Raw genomic sequence first — 17561 nt, forward strand, 5'->3', positions numbered from 1 at the left:
ACTTCCTTTGTCTATTAATCTTTTGTTATTGTCGGGATATTTAACGTAAAAATAGTCCCTTTATTTTCAAAACTAGTGACTTGCATATTACCGCCAATACTTTCAATAAATTGCTTGGCTTCGTATACACCAATTCCCATACCTGCATTACCTTTAGTGGTATCAAATGGTTTAAATAGTCTTTGTTTAATAAAATCAGCTGACATACCACAACCATTATCAATAATGGCAATATGCAGGTTTCCTTCTATTATTTCTGTGTTTATTTTAACCCAGCCATTTTCATTTGTCGCTTCTTGTGCGTTTTGTAGTAAATGATTCAATACCGATGAAAATGTCTCTAGGTCTATTTCTATCGTACTATCAATAAGTGTTTCTATAGATACAGTAGGTAGTTGAATATTACGCTGTGAAATAACTTGGCGGATAACCTCCGCAATATTTATTTTTTTCTTTTCAGATTCAGCAACTTGTTTATTTCTTAATTGATTAAGAACTTTATCAAGTCGCTCGTTTGCTGATTCAATGGTTTCAAAAACGTCATCAATAAATGCTGGATTATTACGGTGACGTATAGCGTTACTGTTAATCAACCCGAGTTGTGCTTGGATATTCTTTAAATCATGTACCAAAAAAGCAGACATACGATTAAAAGCATCAAACTGCTTAGACTCGGCAATGCGTGCATTAGCCTCATTTAACGATAAATAGTTACTTAATTGTTTAGATAAGGCGAATAATAAATCTCGATCTTCAAAGTTTAATAATCCTTGGTCTTCTGGCATCGCGAGTAAAAAGAACCCATAAACCTCTTTTTTCATAAAAATAGGAATAATAATATCAATGTTTTGAGAGTTAAATTGTTCGTAGTCTATTGATAAACCTGGGTAGCTTTTTTCAACAATAGCAAGTTCTCGGACATCAATAATCCAGCCGTGTTGCTGACAAAAATCATCTACCTCTGTTAAGTAGTGCAATTGTGCCGCAAGTGTATAATGATATTGATACTGACATTCATAATTTCCTTTCGCTATTTTTTTTACTAACGCACCTTGATGAATATTCAATGAAGAGCAAATAATTTGCGTCGCGGTTTGATAAAAATCATCACTAGCGCCTATTTCAAGCTGTTCTATCGACTTTAACCACTCTGCGCGATAGTCATATTTGTTAGCAAAAAAGTGTTTAGTAATAAATACTTTAACTTCTCTTCTTAGTTTTTCTGTTATTAATAATGCCGCTAAAACTGAGCCGCCCAAAATAATAAAAGCAATACTGATTACTTCACCCCAAGCACCACCAACATAGTTAATAACATAACCAGCTAATGCTAATAACAGTAAATAAATCCCTGAAATTAATAGCATAGAGCTATAAAAAACCACTTCTCTTGAAACAAAAACATTAACCGACCAGTCTTTAATACGTCGGGTACTTATCAGAATAAGCGGCATGCCTATCGCTATGATAAAGCCTCGCGCATACCAATAAGAAAAGTCGAGTTGATTAACCATTGCCGCTTGTGCAAATAACACAAAATCAAATACAGTGATCATGCCAAGCGCTATCACTAAAGACCAAAGCGCCCACTTAACTTTAACGTCAGCATTACGATAGAGTTGCTCTAACAACACCAATAGCCATAAATTCAGTAATAAAAATAATGAAAATAAGTATTTAGTACTATCGGGAACATATAACGCCATTCCCCAACAACCCAGTGATAATACAGCCCAAATAAGTAAATATTGTTTAACTTTTTTATTACTAACCAGCGCTTTAACATTTTGTAAATTTTCTTGGGTACTTAATATTAATACCGACCAAGCCGCTAATTTAAAGGTTTCAATAGCAAGTACAAAAATTAATGAATAAGACCCTAAGGAGTGAAATGCAGCCATTAAGGTTGAAAATAACGTAAGCACTGCAGTGAATAGTATTAGTCGGCCAGATAAGGCTTTATTACCTGCCGCCAGCAATAATAAAATAAAAATAAGATAAGCACAGGCCGCGAGAAAATAACCTGATGTGCCAATAACTTCCATGAAAACTCCCTAGGTACTACTAATAAACACACAACCGATGTTTAGTAATCCTTTAAATTTGTATTTTTTGTGAAAACGTCAGTCAATATAGGAACGAGTATAAAGCTAGATAACGCCGAAATAAAAAGCCCTGAAATTAATACTACGCCTAGAGGTTGCCATAATACACCACCCAATAGCGTTAACGGTATTAATCCACCAATGGTTGTTAATGTGGTTAGTAAAATAGGGGTAAAACGGGTTGAGCTTGCTTGTAGTATGGCTGATTTTTTATCAAGCCCTGAACGTAAATTAGTATTACTGCAATCAATTAAAATAATCGCATTATTGACCACAATACCAAATAAACTAATTAAGCCAACAAATGCCATCATCGAAAAAGACAGCCCCGTAATATATAAACCAATAATAGAGCCTGCCATGGCAAATGGAATAGAGCTAAAAATAATAATGGGCTGTAAAATAGATTTAAATTGCAGTACTAATACCGCAAATATGCCAATAGCGGTAATTAGCATTATTTGCGTTAAACCGGCAAAGTTTTTTTGTCTTGATTCTTCCTCACCTCCTAAAGTGTAATGCATACCCAGCGGTAAGTTATATTGTTCTAAATAATCAACTAACTGCTGTGTTAACACTCCAACAGAGTGTCCGGTTGCCACATCGGCAGAAACTTTAGCCATACGTAATTTTTGATAATGAAAAAAATCGCTACCTGCTTTTTTAAGTTCAAGAGTAGCTAACTGCTCTAACGGTATGGCAACCCCTTGATTATTGATTATTTCAACCGCCGATAAACCATTAATATCAGGATTATTTCGGCGAACCACTATAGGGTAGTCTTCACCGTTAACATCATTAAACATTCCAATTTGTGTACCCGACAATATTGTTTTTATTGATGTGTCTAAACGGTGAATATTAACGCCGCTTAAGGCAGCTTGTTGGTAGTTAATGTCTAAAACAAGCTCGGTATTTGCCATACCAATAGGGTTGTCTATATTCACCACCCCTTGAGTTTGTCGCATTTTATTTTCTAAATCGTTAGCCACTTGTGCTAAGTCAGTAAGGGATTCACTCAATAAACGAATGGCAATCACTTGATCGGTAACAGGGCCTTGAGTGAATTCTTTTACGGTTATTTCAGCTTGTTGCCAATGATTAAAATCTTCGCGTAGTTTACTGACTAATTGGTTCACCTCATCAGTATCATAATGAGTTAGTGTTACTAACGCTTGACCTAAACGAGCCATACCACGCTTAGGCACTTCGTTGTAATAAATACGCGGGTTAGAGTTGCCTATATTCAACGCCACTTTATCAACCAAAGTAAATTGCTTCATATGAGCACTGACTTGCTGCATAACCTCATTAGTGTATTGAAGCGATGAGTTTTCTGGGGTCATGACATTAATTTGCAACATCGGCTTTTCAGCCTTAGGAAATAAACTGACACCCACTTTGCCAAATAAAGACAACATAATAACTAAACAAATAAGGCTAGCAACAATCACTAAAAAGCGTTGATTAATTAGCTTACTTAAGAAACTTACGTAACTACCATGAGCAAAGCGATTAACGTAATGCTGTAAAGTTTTAAACCCTTTATCTTCAACGTTTTTTGACTGATAAGCGAGTAATTTACTTGAGAGCAACGGTGTTATCGTTAAAGCAACAAGTAACGAAGCAAAAAGCACTAAAACAACCGTTACTGGCATAGAACGAATAAAGTCTCCGGTATTACTTTGAATCATCAACATAGGTAAAAAAGCCAGCATAGTGGTAATCGTTCCGCTTGAAATAGCCCAAGCCACCTTACTTGTACCTTTAGCCGCTGCTTGCTTGATATTTTTTTCTGATTTTTTCTCTTGGTGAATACTCTCTGTAACCACTATGGCGTTATCGACTAACAAACCTAGCGCAATAATAAGCCCGACAATAGACATTTGCTGCAAGCCGTAACCACTAAAATCTAACCAACCAATAGCAATAAGAAAAGAAACTGGAATAGCGGTGATAACCACTAAAGACTCTCTCACTCCTAAAAAGAGTAATGCTAATATCCCAACAATCACTAAACCCTGAACTAAATTACTAAAAAAACCATTAACCCGAGTATTTACACTGTCAGCTTGTTGAAATATTTTTGTCAGTTCTACTCCTGCTGGTAAGGTTTCTTTAAAGCGCTGTAACTCAGTATCTATGGCTTTAGTTAGTGAAAATATATTGGTTTTCTCTCGTTGCTCCACAGTAATAAAAATAACTGGCTTATCATCAAAATACGCTAAGTAATCAGGCTCCGCATCAGCAAAACCCACCTTAGCTATATCCGTTACTCTAACTACGCCATATTCGCCGCTTGTAATCACTGTTTTTTCAATATCAGCAAGCTCAGTGAAGTTACCGCTAGCCTTAACGTTAAAGCGTCGTATATTGGCATCAACGAACCCTGGAGTAATATTAAGTGCACGCCCCTCTAAAAGTTGATTAACATCACTTATGGCTAAACCATATTGCTTTAAAGCAGCCAAATTAATATCAACCGCAATAATTTGTCTTGGATAGCCCCAAATATCAGCCTTACGAACACTGGCAATAGTTTCAAGACGCTTTTCAAGTAGTTTGGCCTGAAACTCCATGGTTTTATAGTCAACAGGATCGGTCCATAACGCCAACTGCATAATAGCGACACCACTTGGGGTAATTTTTACTACGCGTAATTGAGCAATCCCGCTAGGTAAGGTTGGACGTACGGTTGATACAGCTTGTTTTACTTTATTAAAAGCCGCTTCAGAGTTGGTACCATGTAAAAAATCAATTGTGATCCGTGCAGCCCCGTCATGTATTTTTGATTCTATTTTTTTAATGTTTTCAATATCGTTAATTTCTTGCTCAAGGGGGGTTACTACAAGCGTTTCAATATCGCTAGGTGACGCTCCAGGGTAAACCACTTCAATAATACTTACGGGTAAATCAAATTGCGGATCTTCAGAGCGAGGCATATTTAAATAAGAAACCACACCGACAAGCACTAAAAGTAAGGCAATGGTTAACGTAAACTGTGCGTTTTTTATCGCTAAAGTAGGCAGTTTCATTATAAATTACTCATGGCTTGCCGAAGTGTTAGTTGTAATACTTTCAGTTGCGGAATCATTAAGTAATTTTTGCCAGCCATTAGTTACCACAAATAAGGGTAGGGAGCCTGCTTGAGCTGCTAAATAAATATAATCATTACTTAATTTAATAATTTTAAAAGCTTGAGTATAGTGGTTTGGCGAAGATTCATTTTGATTATCATTGTTAATCAGTGTTATTAATGCATTCCCTTCATCATCAATACTGTTTAACGCGGCAATAGGTAAGCGGTAAGTATAATATTCACTCTTAGTATTTATCATTACATCAACAAACTGACCCACAGCAACTTTTGTGGCATCAATATCGGGTAATAGTACTTCTAAAGTAAATAATTGACTGCTTTGATCAGCAATCACCGGAATTTTACTGATGAAGCCCGTAACTTTTCCATAAGGAGTCAAGTTTACATTAACCTTTTGATTAAGTGTCACCATACCTATCTCATTGGTAGTTACCGTCACTCTAGCAACTAAGTTATCGGTTAATGCTGCTAATTGTAATGCTGTCTGACTTGGATTTTGTAACTCACCTAACTCAGTAAAACGCCTTAAAACAACACCATTAAAAGGTGCAATAAGCTGTGCTTTAGTTAAATTATATTGCGCAACTTTATAGCGAGCGCGAGTAGTTTCAACCGCGGTTTTAGCGTTATCGAGTGCTTGTTGTGAGCTAAGCTTTTTTGCTAAGAGTAATTCTGTGCGCTGCACATTTTGTTTTGCTTGTAATAAACTTGCGTAAGTAGAGTTTTTTTCAGCGATTAACTCAAAAGCATCTAGCTCTGCCAATATTTGTCCTGCAGAAAAGCGATCCCCTTCATCAACATTTAATTCTTCTAAGAAGCCACTGGTTTTAAATGAAAGGTTCAACGTTCTTTTAAATGCTAATTTACCTGTACGGTTAATTTCATAAATAAAAGGCTCCGCTTTTATTGCGTTAACTTTATAAGATTGGGCATGACTAATATTTGAAAAAAAACAATATATCAATAGACTACAAGTAAGATAACCAAGAAATTTTTTCATAATTCACATAAGACCAACAGGTTCAATAGCGTATCCATAACTTTAGGCAGTTTTAACTATAATACCAAGCCCATAACGTACATTATTGCGACAAATAATTGAATATCGAGAGGTTATAGTAAAGCAAGTGAAAGAAAGTAGGGCAAATATATTTATCTTAGCTAGACAAATTTATCGGTAGGTTATAGTATTTGCGCCGCTTGCGGTAATAAGCGTTATATCGGTAATTTAACTATTACTCGCTGTAAGTAATATCCTCAATAAGCACCCTTAGCTCAGCTGGATAGAGCGTCGCCCTCCGGAGGCGAAGGCCACAGGTTCGACTCCTGTAGGGTGCGCCATAATCTCTTTTTCATACCAGCATATCCCAATTTAATACCTTATCACTTAGCATGAAAAGAGTTTAAGTATTAAACTATTTCTTCTACAATTCACACCCATAAAACACGAAGAAAAATGATAATCACTATCATTTACAGTTTTGGATTTATTCCTATATAATATCGCCAATTATTTTAAGCCGTAATATTATTAATTAAGGGTAATCATGAAATTTAAGCTCCATTTTGCACTGTCTTCGCTCGTGTTGGCTATGGGTTTTCCTGCCTATGGGCAAGAATCATCACAAGAAGAAAATATTAAAAAAAATGATGAGAAAATAGAGAGCATTTCAATTGTTGGTGTACGTCAAAATCGTGTAAGTAAAGGCGCTACAGGGTTAACAATGGAGCTTAACGAAACACCACAATCGATTAGCGTTATAAGCTCTGAACAAATTGAAAACTTTGCTGCTAATAGCATTAATGATGTTATGAAGATGGCAACAGGGATTACCGTTGAGCAAGGTGAAACTAACCGTACTCGTTATACTGCTCGCGGTTTTGATATTAAAAGCACTCAAATAGATGGTATTGGCTTACCTAATGATTGGGGTCTTGTAACTGGCGTAATGGAAAGTTACGGCTATGAAGAAGTAGAAGTTATTCGTGGCGCTAATGGGCAATTAACCGGGGTAGGTAATGCCGCAGGTACCATTAATTATGTACGTAAACGCCCAACTAATGAAAATGAAGGGGAGGTTGCTCTAACACTAGGTTCAGATGCGCTTAAACGCTTACAAGCCGATTATTCATTATTTCTAACAGAAAGTGGCAGTTGGGCTGCCCGTGCTGTTGCTGTTTTAGAAGATTCTGAATCATACCTTGATGGTTTAGAAGATGACCATGCCTACTTATCTGTTGTTGTTGATGGTCAAGTTACTGACAATTCAACAATAACTTTTGGGGCTTCATATCAAGATGCAAATAGTGATGGCGTTATGTGGGGTGGTTTACCTTTAGCGTATGCTGATGGAACACAAGGTGATTATGATGTAAGTACGAGTCCAACTCAAGACTGGACAATATGGGATACAGAAAATATAAGCGCGTTTGTTGAGTATTCTTATATATTCGATAATGACTGGGAAATAAAAACAACGTACAACAGACAAGAATCTGACAGCTATAGTAAGTTATTTTATGTGGCTGGCTTAGACAATAGTGAAAGCAATAGGGTGACAAGAAACTCTGTTGGTAGCTACGATGGTGAATTTAGCGCTAACTTATTTGATTTAACAACAAAAGGGCAATATGAGTTATTTAATCAAACACATGAGTTAATGTTTGGCACAAGCATATCAAAAAGTAACGATCTATCTTTTAATAACCCATACGATAAAACAACAACACCTGCTTACGGTATTAATCCTGTTTTCCCTTATCCATTAGATTTAACTCCCGAACCAATATGGCAAGAACAAGTTGAAACTGCAAACTTAGACGTAACTTTACTACGTATTTTTGGTTCAACTAAATTAAATATTAATGATGATTTATTTGTTATCGCAGGTTTCAATGCCATTGATTATACCCGAGAAGGTTACAATTCTGGTGGCTCCGTTGATAATGAAGAGAGTGAGATTAGTCCTTATCTTGCAGCAACTTACTCAATTACTGAAGATATGAATGCATATATCAGTTATTCAGATATTTATGAACCACAAGACCGATATGACTATAACTTTCAGTATTTAGACCCTAGTAAAGGCGTTAACTATGAAATTGGTATAAAGAGCCAGTGGTTAGATGATGCTGTACTTACTAGCTTTGCTCTTTTCAGTGCTAAGCAAGATAATATTGCAGTAAGAGCCGGAATAAATGACTTAGGTAAGACTTATTATGAAGGTACTACAATGAAGTCAGAAGGGGTAGAACTAGAAGTAATAGGTTCATTAACTGAAAATATTAATGCTACTTTTGCCTATACATATATGGATATAGAAGATGCCGAAGGCGAAAACACAAGTGCATGGGAGCCAAAAAATTCCGTTAAATTCTCGCTAGATTACACGTTGCCTACAATGCCTGAATTAATGGTGGGCTTAGGTGGTAGATGGCAATCAAAAACCGAAAATGCAACCGGTGTGGTAAAACAAGGTTCATATTTACTTGTTAATGCATTTGCTCGCTGGAATGTCTCAAAAAGTTTTGCAATTCAAGCAAATATTGACAACATCACTGATGAAAAATATATCACTAGTTTAAAAAATGTTGGCTTCTATGGCGCTCCAATTAACGGCAGCGTTAAAGCAACTTACAGCTTTTAATTATTTCTAGTTTTAGTAAGTAAAAAGACCTATAAAATCTATTATAGGTCTTTTTAAATTAGTTATTGATTATAAACAGGTTAAATACATGTTATTTTTGACTAATTTATTTTTTCAAGTATCTCTTCTAACTTAGCTAAATTAGCGTAAGAAATAACAAGTTTCCCTTTACCTTTTTTATTATGACTTATCGCAACTTTAGCGCCTAACTTACTCGCTAAATTTTCTTCAAACTCAATAGTTTTTCTATCTTTTTCAACCACTTCTTTAGCTGCTGTTGGATTTTGAATTTGTTTAATTAAATTTTCAGTTTCTCTAACTGTTAATTCTTTAGTTGCAACTGTTTGCGCCGTAGTGGTTTGTATTTCACCTTCAAGTGCTAATAAAGCACGAGCATGACCCATTTCAATATCGCCATTTTCTAAAAATGTTTTTACTTCATCATTTAAATTGTTCAGGCGTAGTAAGTTAGAAACCGTTGTACGTGATTTACCAACGGCGGTAGCAACTTCTTGATGCGTTAAATCAAACTCATTTAATAAACGATTCAAGGCAATCGCTTCTTCCATTGCGTTTAAGTCTTCACGTTGAATATTCTCAATTAACGCAATAGCAACGGCTGATTCGTCAGGTACGTCTTTCACCAAGCAAGGTACAATGGCTAGTTGCGCTAACTTTGCTGCACGCCAACGACGTTCACCGGCAATAATTTCAAATTGATCATCAGCAATAGCACGTACAACAATTGGTTGAATAATACCTTGTGCTTTAATTGATAAAGACAGCTCTTCAAGAGCATCATCCGACATATCTCGTCGTGGTTGATACTTACCTGGTGCTAAGCTATCAATCGCTAATTGTCGTAGTTCATTTTCTACGATTGGCGTCGCTGAATTTTCTTCTACATTATTTTCAGTGTTAGTGCTGTTTTTTTCTGATGGCGCAGGTGCTGTTGATAAAAGCGCGTCTAATCCGCGACCTAAACGACTTCCACCTTTTCGTTTTACTGAACTCATAATTTTCCTTTGCGCTAGTTAACAGCGGGTTGTGCTGTTGCTTGATCTTTTTTGGCTTGTTCACTTTTACGTATAATTTCACCGGCAAGGGCTAAATATGCTTTAGCGCCCGTAGATGATTTATCGTAATACATAGCAGGTGCACCAAAACTTGGTGCTTCTGCTAAACGGACATTACGCGGAATAACGGTACGATAAACTTTATCACCAAAATGACGTTTTAATTGCTCTGATACATCATTCGCTAAACGATTACGAGGATCGTACATCGTTCTTAATATACCTTCTATATGCAGCTTATCATTGACGACAGCCGTTAATTTACTAATGGTGTCCATAAGTGCTGTTAACCCTTCCAATGCATAATATTCGCACTGCATAGGTACTAATACTGAATCTGCTGCAGTCATCGCATTAACCGTAAGCATATTAAGTGAAGGAGGACAGTCAATAATAATAAAGTCGTAATAGTCTTTTACTGGGGCTAGCGCTACTTTCAGTCGCTGCTCACGGGCAAAAACTTCCATAAGTTTAATTTCTGCCGCAGTAACATCAGTATTGGCTGAAATGAGATGATATAAACCAGAGGTTTCTTCTACCATCACTTCTTGCACACTTTTTTCTTCAACTAATAATTCATAACAGGTGGCATGAACTTCATATTTATCAACGCCACTTGCCATAGTAGCATTGCCTTGAGGATCTAAATCAATTAAAAGTACTTTGCGCTTAGTCGCTGCTAAGGATGCTGCTAAATTAACCGCGGTTGTTGTTTTGCCAACACCGCCTTTTTGGTTTGCAACCGCTATTATTTTTCCCACAAGCGCCTCTATAATTTATGCTTTAATTGTTATTTTTACGCTAGTTTTTTTAGTTCGAGTACATGTCTTTCACCAGTTAAGTCAGGTACATGTATTTCGTAACTTTTAACTAACTCAATATTATCAGGTAATTGCGTAATTTCATCGTGAGGATATTGTCCTTTTAAGGCAAAGAATCGTCCTTGTTCACAAGCAATAAGATGCTTACACCAGCTTACCATATCATTTAAGGAAGAAAAGGCTCTACTAAGTACGCCATCAAATGGTATTTCTGGCTGATATTCTTCAACTCTAGATTTTACGGGGGTTACATTAGCGAGTTTAAGTTGAAAAACAACCTGTCTTAAAAAGGTTATACGCTTACCTAAGCTGTCTAACAATACAAAGTTTTTTTCAGGAAATAAAATAGCTAAAGGTATCCCTGGTAAGCCAGGCCCTGTACCAACGTCAATAAAGTTATCGCCTTGCAATACTTCACCAACCATTAGGCTATCCATAATATGTTTAACAACCATATCGCTAGGATTACGTACAGAAGTTAAATTATAAGCTTTATTCCATTTGTGGAGTAACTCTACATATTGAATAAGTAAGTTAATTTGTTCTGTTGATACTGACAGTGTGGTTCTACTAATCAGCGTTTCTAGTTGTTCTGTTAACGTCATATTATATTAGACGAACTGCCAGTGCAGTTCGCCCCTACCTTTGCTATTACGCTAATTTACGTAATAGACCGTGTTTTTTTAAGTAGACTAATAATAACGAAATTGCTGCCGGAGTAATACCAGAAATTCGCGATGCTTTACCAATAGTTTCAGGTCGAGCATCTTGAAGTTTTGCAACAACTTCATTTGAAAGGCCTGATATTTGTTGATAATTAAAATTATGCGGGATCATAGTGTCTTCATTGCGCTGTTTTTTAGCGATTTCATCAAGCTGACGATCAATATAACCTGCGTATTTAATTTGAATTTCTATTTGTTCTGATGCTTGTGTATCTTCAATCGCTGGGCCTAAACCTTCAATTTTAACTAAGTCGTTATAACGTACTTCAGGGCGGCGAATAAGATCTTCAATACTCGCTTCTTTACTCATAGGTGTTTTTAATAACTCATTAATTTGATCAACATTATGATGATCTTTTTGTACCCATGTTGAACGTAAACGTTGTAGTTCTAATTCAATATTTTCCATTTTTTCATTAAAACGTTGCCAGCGAGCATCATCAACTAAACCAACTTCACGACCTTTTTCGGTTAAGCGAATATCAGCATTGTCTTCACGCAGTAATAAACGGTATTCTGCACGTGAAGTAAACATACGATAAGGTTCTTTGGTTCCTAATGTTGCTAAGTCATCAATTAGAACGCCCATATAGGCTTGATCTCGTCCTAATAGAAACTCATCTCGCTCTTTTACGCGGTTAGCTGCATTGGTGGCTGCAATAAGCCCTTGAGCTCCAGCTTCTTCATAACCGGTTGTGCCGTTAATTTGTCCTGCAAAATAAAGATTTTCAACAAACTTGCTTTCTAAACTTTGTTTTAAGTCACGAGGATCAAAGTAATCGTATTCAATGGCATAGCCTGGACGAGTAATAAAAGCGTTTTCAAAACCTTTGATTGAGCGCACTAAGTTCATTTGAACATCAAAAGGTAAACTCGTTGAAATACCATTAGGATAAACTTCGTGAGTGGTTAAGCCTTCAGGCTCAACAAATATTTGATGTGAATCTTTATCGGCAAAGCGCGTTATTTTGTCTTCAATTGAAGGGCAGTAACGAGGTCCAACGCCTTCAATAACACCGGTATACATTGGTGATCTATCTAAACCATCTCGAATATGTTGATGGGTTTGCTCGTTGGTGTGCGTGATATAACAAGATATTTGTTGTGGGTGATCTTTTTGAGAACCCATAAATGAAAATACAGGTCTAGGATCATCACCTGGTTGTTCTTCCATTACTGAAAAATCTAATGATCTTGCATCAAGTCTTGGTGGAGTACCTGTTTTTAATCGATCCATTCTAAATGGCATGTCACGCATTTTAGTGGCTAAGTTAATACTTGCAGGATCACCAGCTCGACCACCTTGATAGTTGTTTAAGCCAATATGTATTTGGCCTGAAAGGAAAGTACCTACGGTAAGAACAACAGTTTTTGCTTTAAATTTTAAACCCATTTGGGTTGATACACCAACAACGCGATCATTCTCTAAGATCAAATCATCACAAGGCTGTTGAAATATAGTTAAATTTTCTTGATTTTCTAATGCGTTACGTACAAACGATCGATATAAAATACGATCAGCTTGAGCACGGGTAGCGCGTACCGCTGGGCCTTTACTGGCATTTAATGTTCTAAATTGAATAGCGCTATGATCAATCGCCGTAGCCATTAAACCACCTAAGGCGTCTATTTCTTTAACTAAATGGCCTTTACCAATGCCACCAATGGCTGGATTACATGACATTTGTCCAAGGGTGTCAATGTTATGGGTCAGTAGTAAGGTTTTACAGCCCATACGTGCTGCTGCTAACGAGGCTTCTGTGCCTGCATGTCCACCGCCAACAACAATGACGTCATAAGACTCTTGATACCACATAAAATAAAAATCCTGCTTGGCTAAACTTGGCTTAAAAACTAAAGCACTTAAAAATTAAGGAGACACATTTTACCGTTTTTTTCTCTCTAGGGATACGATCAAATACGTAAAAAAAGATCGGGGTAGATCTTTAATATATAAAAGAGATCTTTATAGAGATCTTATTGTTATTTACTATTAAGATCCTTTATTTCTGTGGGTAAGTGATATTTTCCTTTAGATATTAATAGTTAAGAGATCACTTAATGTTGTGATCAAACCTTGATCAGTTGGCAAATAAGCTCTGATCAAAAGGGATACTTATACACAGGGTGATATTTTTTTTATTTCATACACTGAATAATAATAGAAAAATAACTGCTTGATCACAGTTTTATCCACAATAGATATTTTTTAGATCGTAAATTGTTAGTAAGTTATGTGTAACTGATCTAAAGTTGATCGCTATTTTGCTTTATCCACTGTTGCGCAAGATCTTCTGGATCTATATCTAAAGACATATCTAACTCTTTAATTGCTACTATTTCTTTACAACCTATTGATTTTAATTGATTTGTTATGTTTTTAGCGGCGTAGCAAAAGGTATCGTAGTTTGAATCTCCGATCCCAATAGTTAAAAACTTAACGGTGGATAGATCTTGATCACATTCTTTAAGATCACTAACAAATTGAACAATATTGTCAGGAAAGTCGCCGGCTCCATGAGTGGAGGTACAAATGATCCAAATGTTATTTTCGTTGTTTTTTTCAGCAAAAGTTTCTGAAATTATGGTGTTTAGATCAGGTTTTAGGTGAACATTAACGTGATGATCTAGTGCGTTTAATGTTTCTTCACATGCTTCGGCAACGTATTCACTAGTACCTAACATACTACCAACAATGATTTGAATTGAGCTCATAATAAGGGTCTTTGAGTAATAATAATTGCAGCTATTGTATTACTTAAAGGGTGATAAACAAGCGGGTTATTTAACTTTTTATGAAGAGCATTGTTAAGAGGGAAGCCCTGAATTTAGTTTAATTCAGGGCGAGTTTTATAGTTTAAGCGTTTTATTGAAGGGGGAGTTGGCTAACTAACTCAAGCTCAGGTTATTTACCAATACAGAACGATGAAAATATTTTTCCTAACAAATCATCGCTGGTGAATTCACCGGTAATTTGATCAAGTTCTTGTTGGCAAATTCTTAACTCTTCAGCAAGTATTTCACCAGCAACATAAGATTCTAATTGTTCTAACCCGGTAAGTAAGTGTTGATGTGTGTTGTCTAAAGCGGCTAAATGACGTCTTCTGGCCATAAAGCTGCCTTCTACGCTACCTTGGTAACCCATGATTGCTTTTAAGTGCTCTTTTAGGCTATCTACGCCATCACCTGTTTTGGCTGATAAAGTGATAACAGTATGATCTTTATTATCACTATCGGTGAACTGTTGAAAGCCAGTGTCGTTGTTATTCACGTCAGCTTTATTGCGAATTAAGGTTAAGCCAATATTTTCAGGGAGTAATTCAAAAAACTCAGGGTAGTAGTTTTTAATATCTTGCTCGTCTTCAACGACACTGTGGTTTTCACTGCCATCTACCATTAATAAAACACGGTCAGCTTGCTTAATTTCTTGCCAAGCGCGCTCTATACCTATTTGCTCTACTTTATCGTCACTATCACGTAAACCTGCGGTATCAATAATATGCAATGGCATACCGTCAATATGTATTTGTTCAGCGAGTACATCGCGAGTAGTACCTGCAATGTCGGTAACTATGGCGCTTTCTTTGCCACTTAAGGCATTTAATAAACTTGATTTACCTGCATTAGGTTTACCGGCAATAACTACTCGCATACCTTCACGAATAATACTGCCTTGTTGCGCTTGCTTACGTACTTTTTCAACATTACTAATAATGTTTTTTAAATCTGTTACTATTTTTTTATCAGCTAAAAAGTCAATTTCTTCTTCGGGAAAATCAATAGCAGCTTCAACATACATTCGTAAATGAATGATACTTTCTACCATGTCGTTTACTAATTTGGAAAATTCACCTTGCAGTGAGTTTAGCGCTGAACGGGCTGCTTGCTCTGAGCTTGAATTAATTAAATCTGCAATTGCTTCTGCTTGTGTAAGGTCGAGTTTGTCATTTAAAAACGCCTGTTCACTAAACTCACCTGGCTTTGCCATTTTTATTTTAGGTAGGCTTAATATTGCTTTTAAAAGCATATCTAATACTACTGGGCCACCGTGACCTTGAAACTCGATAACATCTTCACCGGTAAATGAGTTTGGCCCTTTAAAGTATAAAGCGATACCTTGGTCTAGTACTTGTTGGTTTTCATCTAAAAAGGGCAGGTACTCAGCCTTTCTTATTTCAGGAATTTTGCCTAATACGGCTTGTGCTACGTTTTTGGCTTCTGGGCCTGAAACGCGAATAATACCAACACCACCACGTCCTGGTGCGGTTGCTTGTGCTGCAATTGTACTTTGCTTTGAAATAGAGGTCATGGGCTGCTTAGTGTGATTTAAGTAATCGAATTGTTTATATTTTACTATAAAAAATCCAAATAGAAAAAGGCGACCATTTTATACAAATGGTCGCCTTTAATATCAGCAATTAGATTGGGCTATAAAGTAGCTATTTTGCGTTAGCTAACTTTTTATCTTCAATGCCTTTAAATATAATTTTCATCTGAACAATAGAAACTACGTTACTGATTAACCAGTACAGTACTAAACCAGACGGGAACCAAGCCATAAATATTGAGAATACTACAGGCATGTATTGCATTATTTTTTGTTGCATTGGATCTTGAATAGTCATCGGCTGCATTTTTTGCATAACGTACATACTTACACCCATTAAAATAGGTAGTACAAAGTATGGATCCATTGCTGATAAATCTTGAATCCAAAATACAAATGGTGCGTGACGTAATTCAACACTTTCTAAAAATACCCAGTAAAGCGCTAAGAAAATTGGCATTTGTAATAACAATGGTAAACAACCACCGGCTGGGTTTACTTTTTCTTTGCGGTACATTTCCATTGTGGCTTGTGACATTTTTTGTCTGTCATCACCAAAACGCTCTTTTAGTTGCGCCATTTTAGGTGCTAAGTCGCGCATTTTAGCCATTGAAGTATATTGCGCTTTGGTTAATGGGTACATCACACCTTTAACAATTAAGGTAATGATGATAATTGCCACACCCCAGTTAACCACAAAACTTTGTATAGTTAACAGTAACCAGAACAATGGCTTACTGATCATAAATAAGAAGCCGTAATCAATTGTTAAGCCTAAGTTTTCAGCAATATCGTCAAGTACATATTGATCTTTAGGGCCCACATAAAAAATAGCAGAAGTTGTTTCTTCTTGACCAGCGTCAATTGTAATTGCAGGAGATTTGAAACCAACTACAGCTTCATGGCTGTTACTGTATTTTGTATATAATTCGTTAGTGCTTGCAGCATTAGGTACCCAAGCAGATACAAAATAATGTTCAAGCATAGCAACCCAACCGCCAGTAGTAGCTTTGTTTAGGTTGGCTTCTTGAATATCGTCAAAATCATATTTTTCATAACGGTCTTCAGTTGTAGAGAATGCAGCACCACGGTAAGTAGGTAACATCATGCTAGCTGCTTCAGAAACAATAGTAGATTGTCTTAATTGACCATACATCTGAACCGATACACTATTTGCAGTATTGTTAGTGACAATATAATCAACATCTATGCGGTAGCTGTTTTCTTTAAAAGTAAAACGTTTGATAACAAATAAGCCATTATCATCTTGAAATGCTAAATCAACGCTTAAGCTATCATTTGTTAATTCATAATTGCTTTGTGCACTTGTATAAATAGGGCGACCTTTACCTTGAGCTACGGATATACGGTCAACACCATTAGCACCTGTTAAACCACTTTGCGCAATATATTTACGATCACCATTTTGCATAAGCGTATATGGAATACCATTACCTTGCTCGGTGTCGTATTTATTTAGCTTAACTTCAACAATGTCACCACCTTGACTATTAATTTTTACAGTAAAGGCATCAGTAGCAACTGTAATTAACTTGGCACTTACCGCCAAAGGTTGAGTAATATTATCTAGCGTACTTGATGATTCAGGCACAAAGTCAGCACTGGGATCAGTATTGTTTTGTTCTTGACTGACCGTTACAGGCTGGGGAGCAGGAGCTCTTTCTGCTTGCCACTGACTAAATAGTAAGTAGGTAACAACCATAAGCGCAATAAAAAGTAGACTGCGTTGGGATTCCATA

Annotated in this window: 11 protein-coding genes and 1 tRNA gene; 2 read left to right on the forward strand and 10 right to left on the reverse strand. The window is 36.4% G+C overall.

Features of this window, described 5'->3' with window-relative positions:
• Positions 1-14: 14 nt before the first annotated feature.
• The 3 genes from prsK to ABD005_RS10440 are packed head-to-tail and all read right to left on the reverse strand — an operon-like array spanning position 15 to position 6205.
• The gene (gene prsK / locus ABD005_RS10430; protein WP_343817359.1) at positions 15-2045 is read right to left on the reverse strand and encodes an XrtA/PEP-CTERM system histidine kinase PrsK; all 2031 of its coding nucleotides are present in this window, start codon (positions 2043-2045) and stop codon (positions 15-17) included.
• Positions 2046-2086: 41 nt separating this feature from the next.
• Positions 2087-5140 (reverse strand): efflux RND transporter permease subunit, encoded by a 3054-nt coding sequence (locus ABD005_RS10435; RefSeq protein ID WP_343817360.1) that lies wholly within the window; start codon positions 5138-5140, stop codon positions 2087-2089.
• 6 nt (positions 5141-5146) lie between these two features.
• Complete coding sequence (locus tag ABD005_RS10440) at positions 5147-6205, reverse strand: efflux RND transporter periplasmic adaptor subunit (protein WP_343817361.1); 1059 nt, start codon at positions 6203-6205, stop codon at positions 5147-5149.
• Positions 6206-6469: 264 nt separating this feature from the next.
• Here ABD005_RS10440 and ABD005_RS10445 point away from each other — a divergent pair.
• Positions 6470-6546: transfer RNA gene (locus ABD005_RS10445), tRNA-Arg, on the forward strand.
• A gap of 206 nt (positions 6547-6752) precedes the next feature.
• Complete coding sequence (locus tag ABD005_RS10450; RefSeq protein WP_343817362.1) at positions 6753-8852, forward strand: TonB-dependent siderophore receptor; 2100 nt, start codon at positions 6753-6755, stop codon at positions 8850-8852.
• A 101-nt stretch (positions 8853-8953) separates the two neighbouring features.
• Here the strand turns inward: ABD005_RS10450 and ABD005_RS10455 are convergent, their stop codons facing one another.
• The 7 genes from ABD005_RS10455 to yidC form a co-directional block, all read right to left on the reverse strand.
• Entirely contained in the window at positions 8954-9868 is a 915-nt protein-coding gene (locus ABD005_RS10455) for a ParB/RepB/Spo0J family partition protein (protein WP_343817363.1), read from the reverse strand.
• Between the two features lie 14 nt (positions 9869-9882).
• Positions 9883-10689: a ParA family protein gene (locus ABD005_RS10460; protein WP_215981309.1), complete on the reverse strand. Its 807-nt coding sequence runs from the start codon at positions 10687-10689 to the stop codon at positions 9883-9885.
• Positions 10690-10724: 35 nt separating this feature from the next.
• Positions 10725-11354, reverse strand: a complete 630-nt coding sequence (rsmG, locus tag ABD005_RS10465; RefSeq protein ID WP_215981310.1) for a 16S rRNA (guanine(527)-N(7))-methyltransferase RsmG — start codon at positions 11352-11354, stop codon at positions 10725-10727.
• A 46-nt stretch (positions 11355-11400) separates the two neighbouring features.
• On the reverse strand, positions 11401-13290 hold the full coding sequence (gene mnmG, locus ABD005_RS10470) for a tRNA uridine-5-carboxymethylaminomethyl(34) synthesis enzyme MnmG (protein ID WP_215981311.1): 1890 nt from the start codon (positions 13288-13290) through the stop codon (positions 11401-11403).
• Between the two features lie 431 nt (positions 13291-13721).
• Positions 13722-14189: a flavodoxin domain-containing protein gene (locus ABD005_RS10475; RefSeq protein WP_215981312.1), complete on the reverse strand. Its 468-nt coding sequence runs from the start codon at positions 14187-14189 to the stop codon at positions 13722-13724.
• Positions 14190-14379: 190 nt separating this feature from the next.
• The gene (gene mnmE, locus ABD005_RS10480) at positions 14380-15783 is read right to left on the reverse strand and encodes a tRNA uridine-5-carboxymethylaminomethyl(34) synthesis GTPase MnmE (protein ID WP_343817364.1); all 1404 of its coding nucleotides are present in this window, start codon (positions 15781-15783) and stop codon (positions 14380-14382) included.
• A gap of 130 nt (positions 15784-15913) precedes the next feature.
• Positions 15914-17560 carry a membrane protein insertase YidC gene (gene yidC, locus ABD005_RS10485; RefSeq protein ID WP_343817365.1) on the reverse strand — a complete coding sequence of 549 codons (1647 nt, stop codon included), beginning with the start codon at positions 17558-17560 and terminating at the stop codon, positions 15914-15916.
• Between the last annotated feature and the right edge of the window lies 1 nt (position 17561).

Source organism: Colwellia asteriadis (genome assembly GCF_039523295.1).
GTDB classification, from domain to species: Bacteria; Pseudomonadota; Gammaproteobacteria; order Enterobacterales; family Alteromonadaceae; genus Colwellia; species Colwellia asteriadis.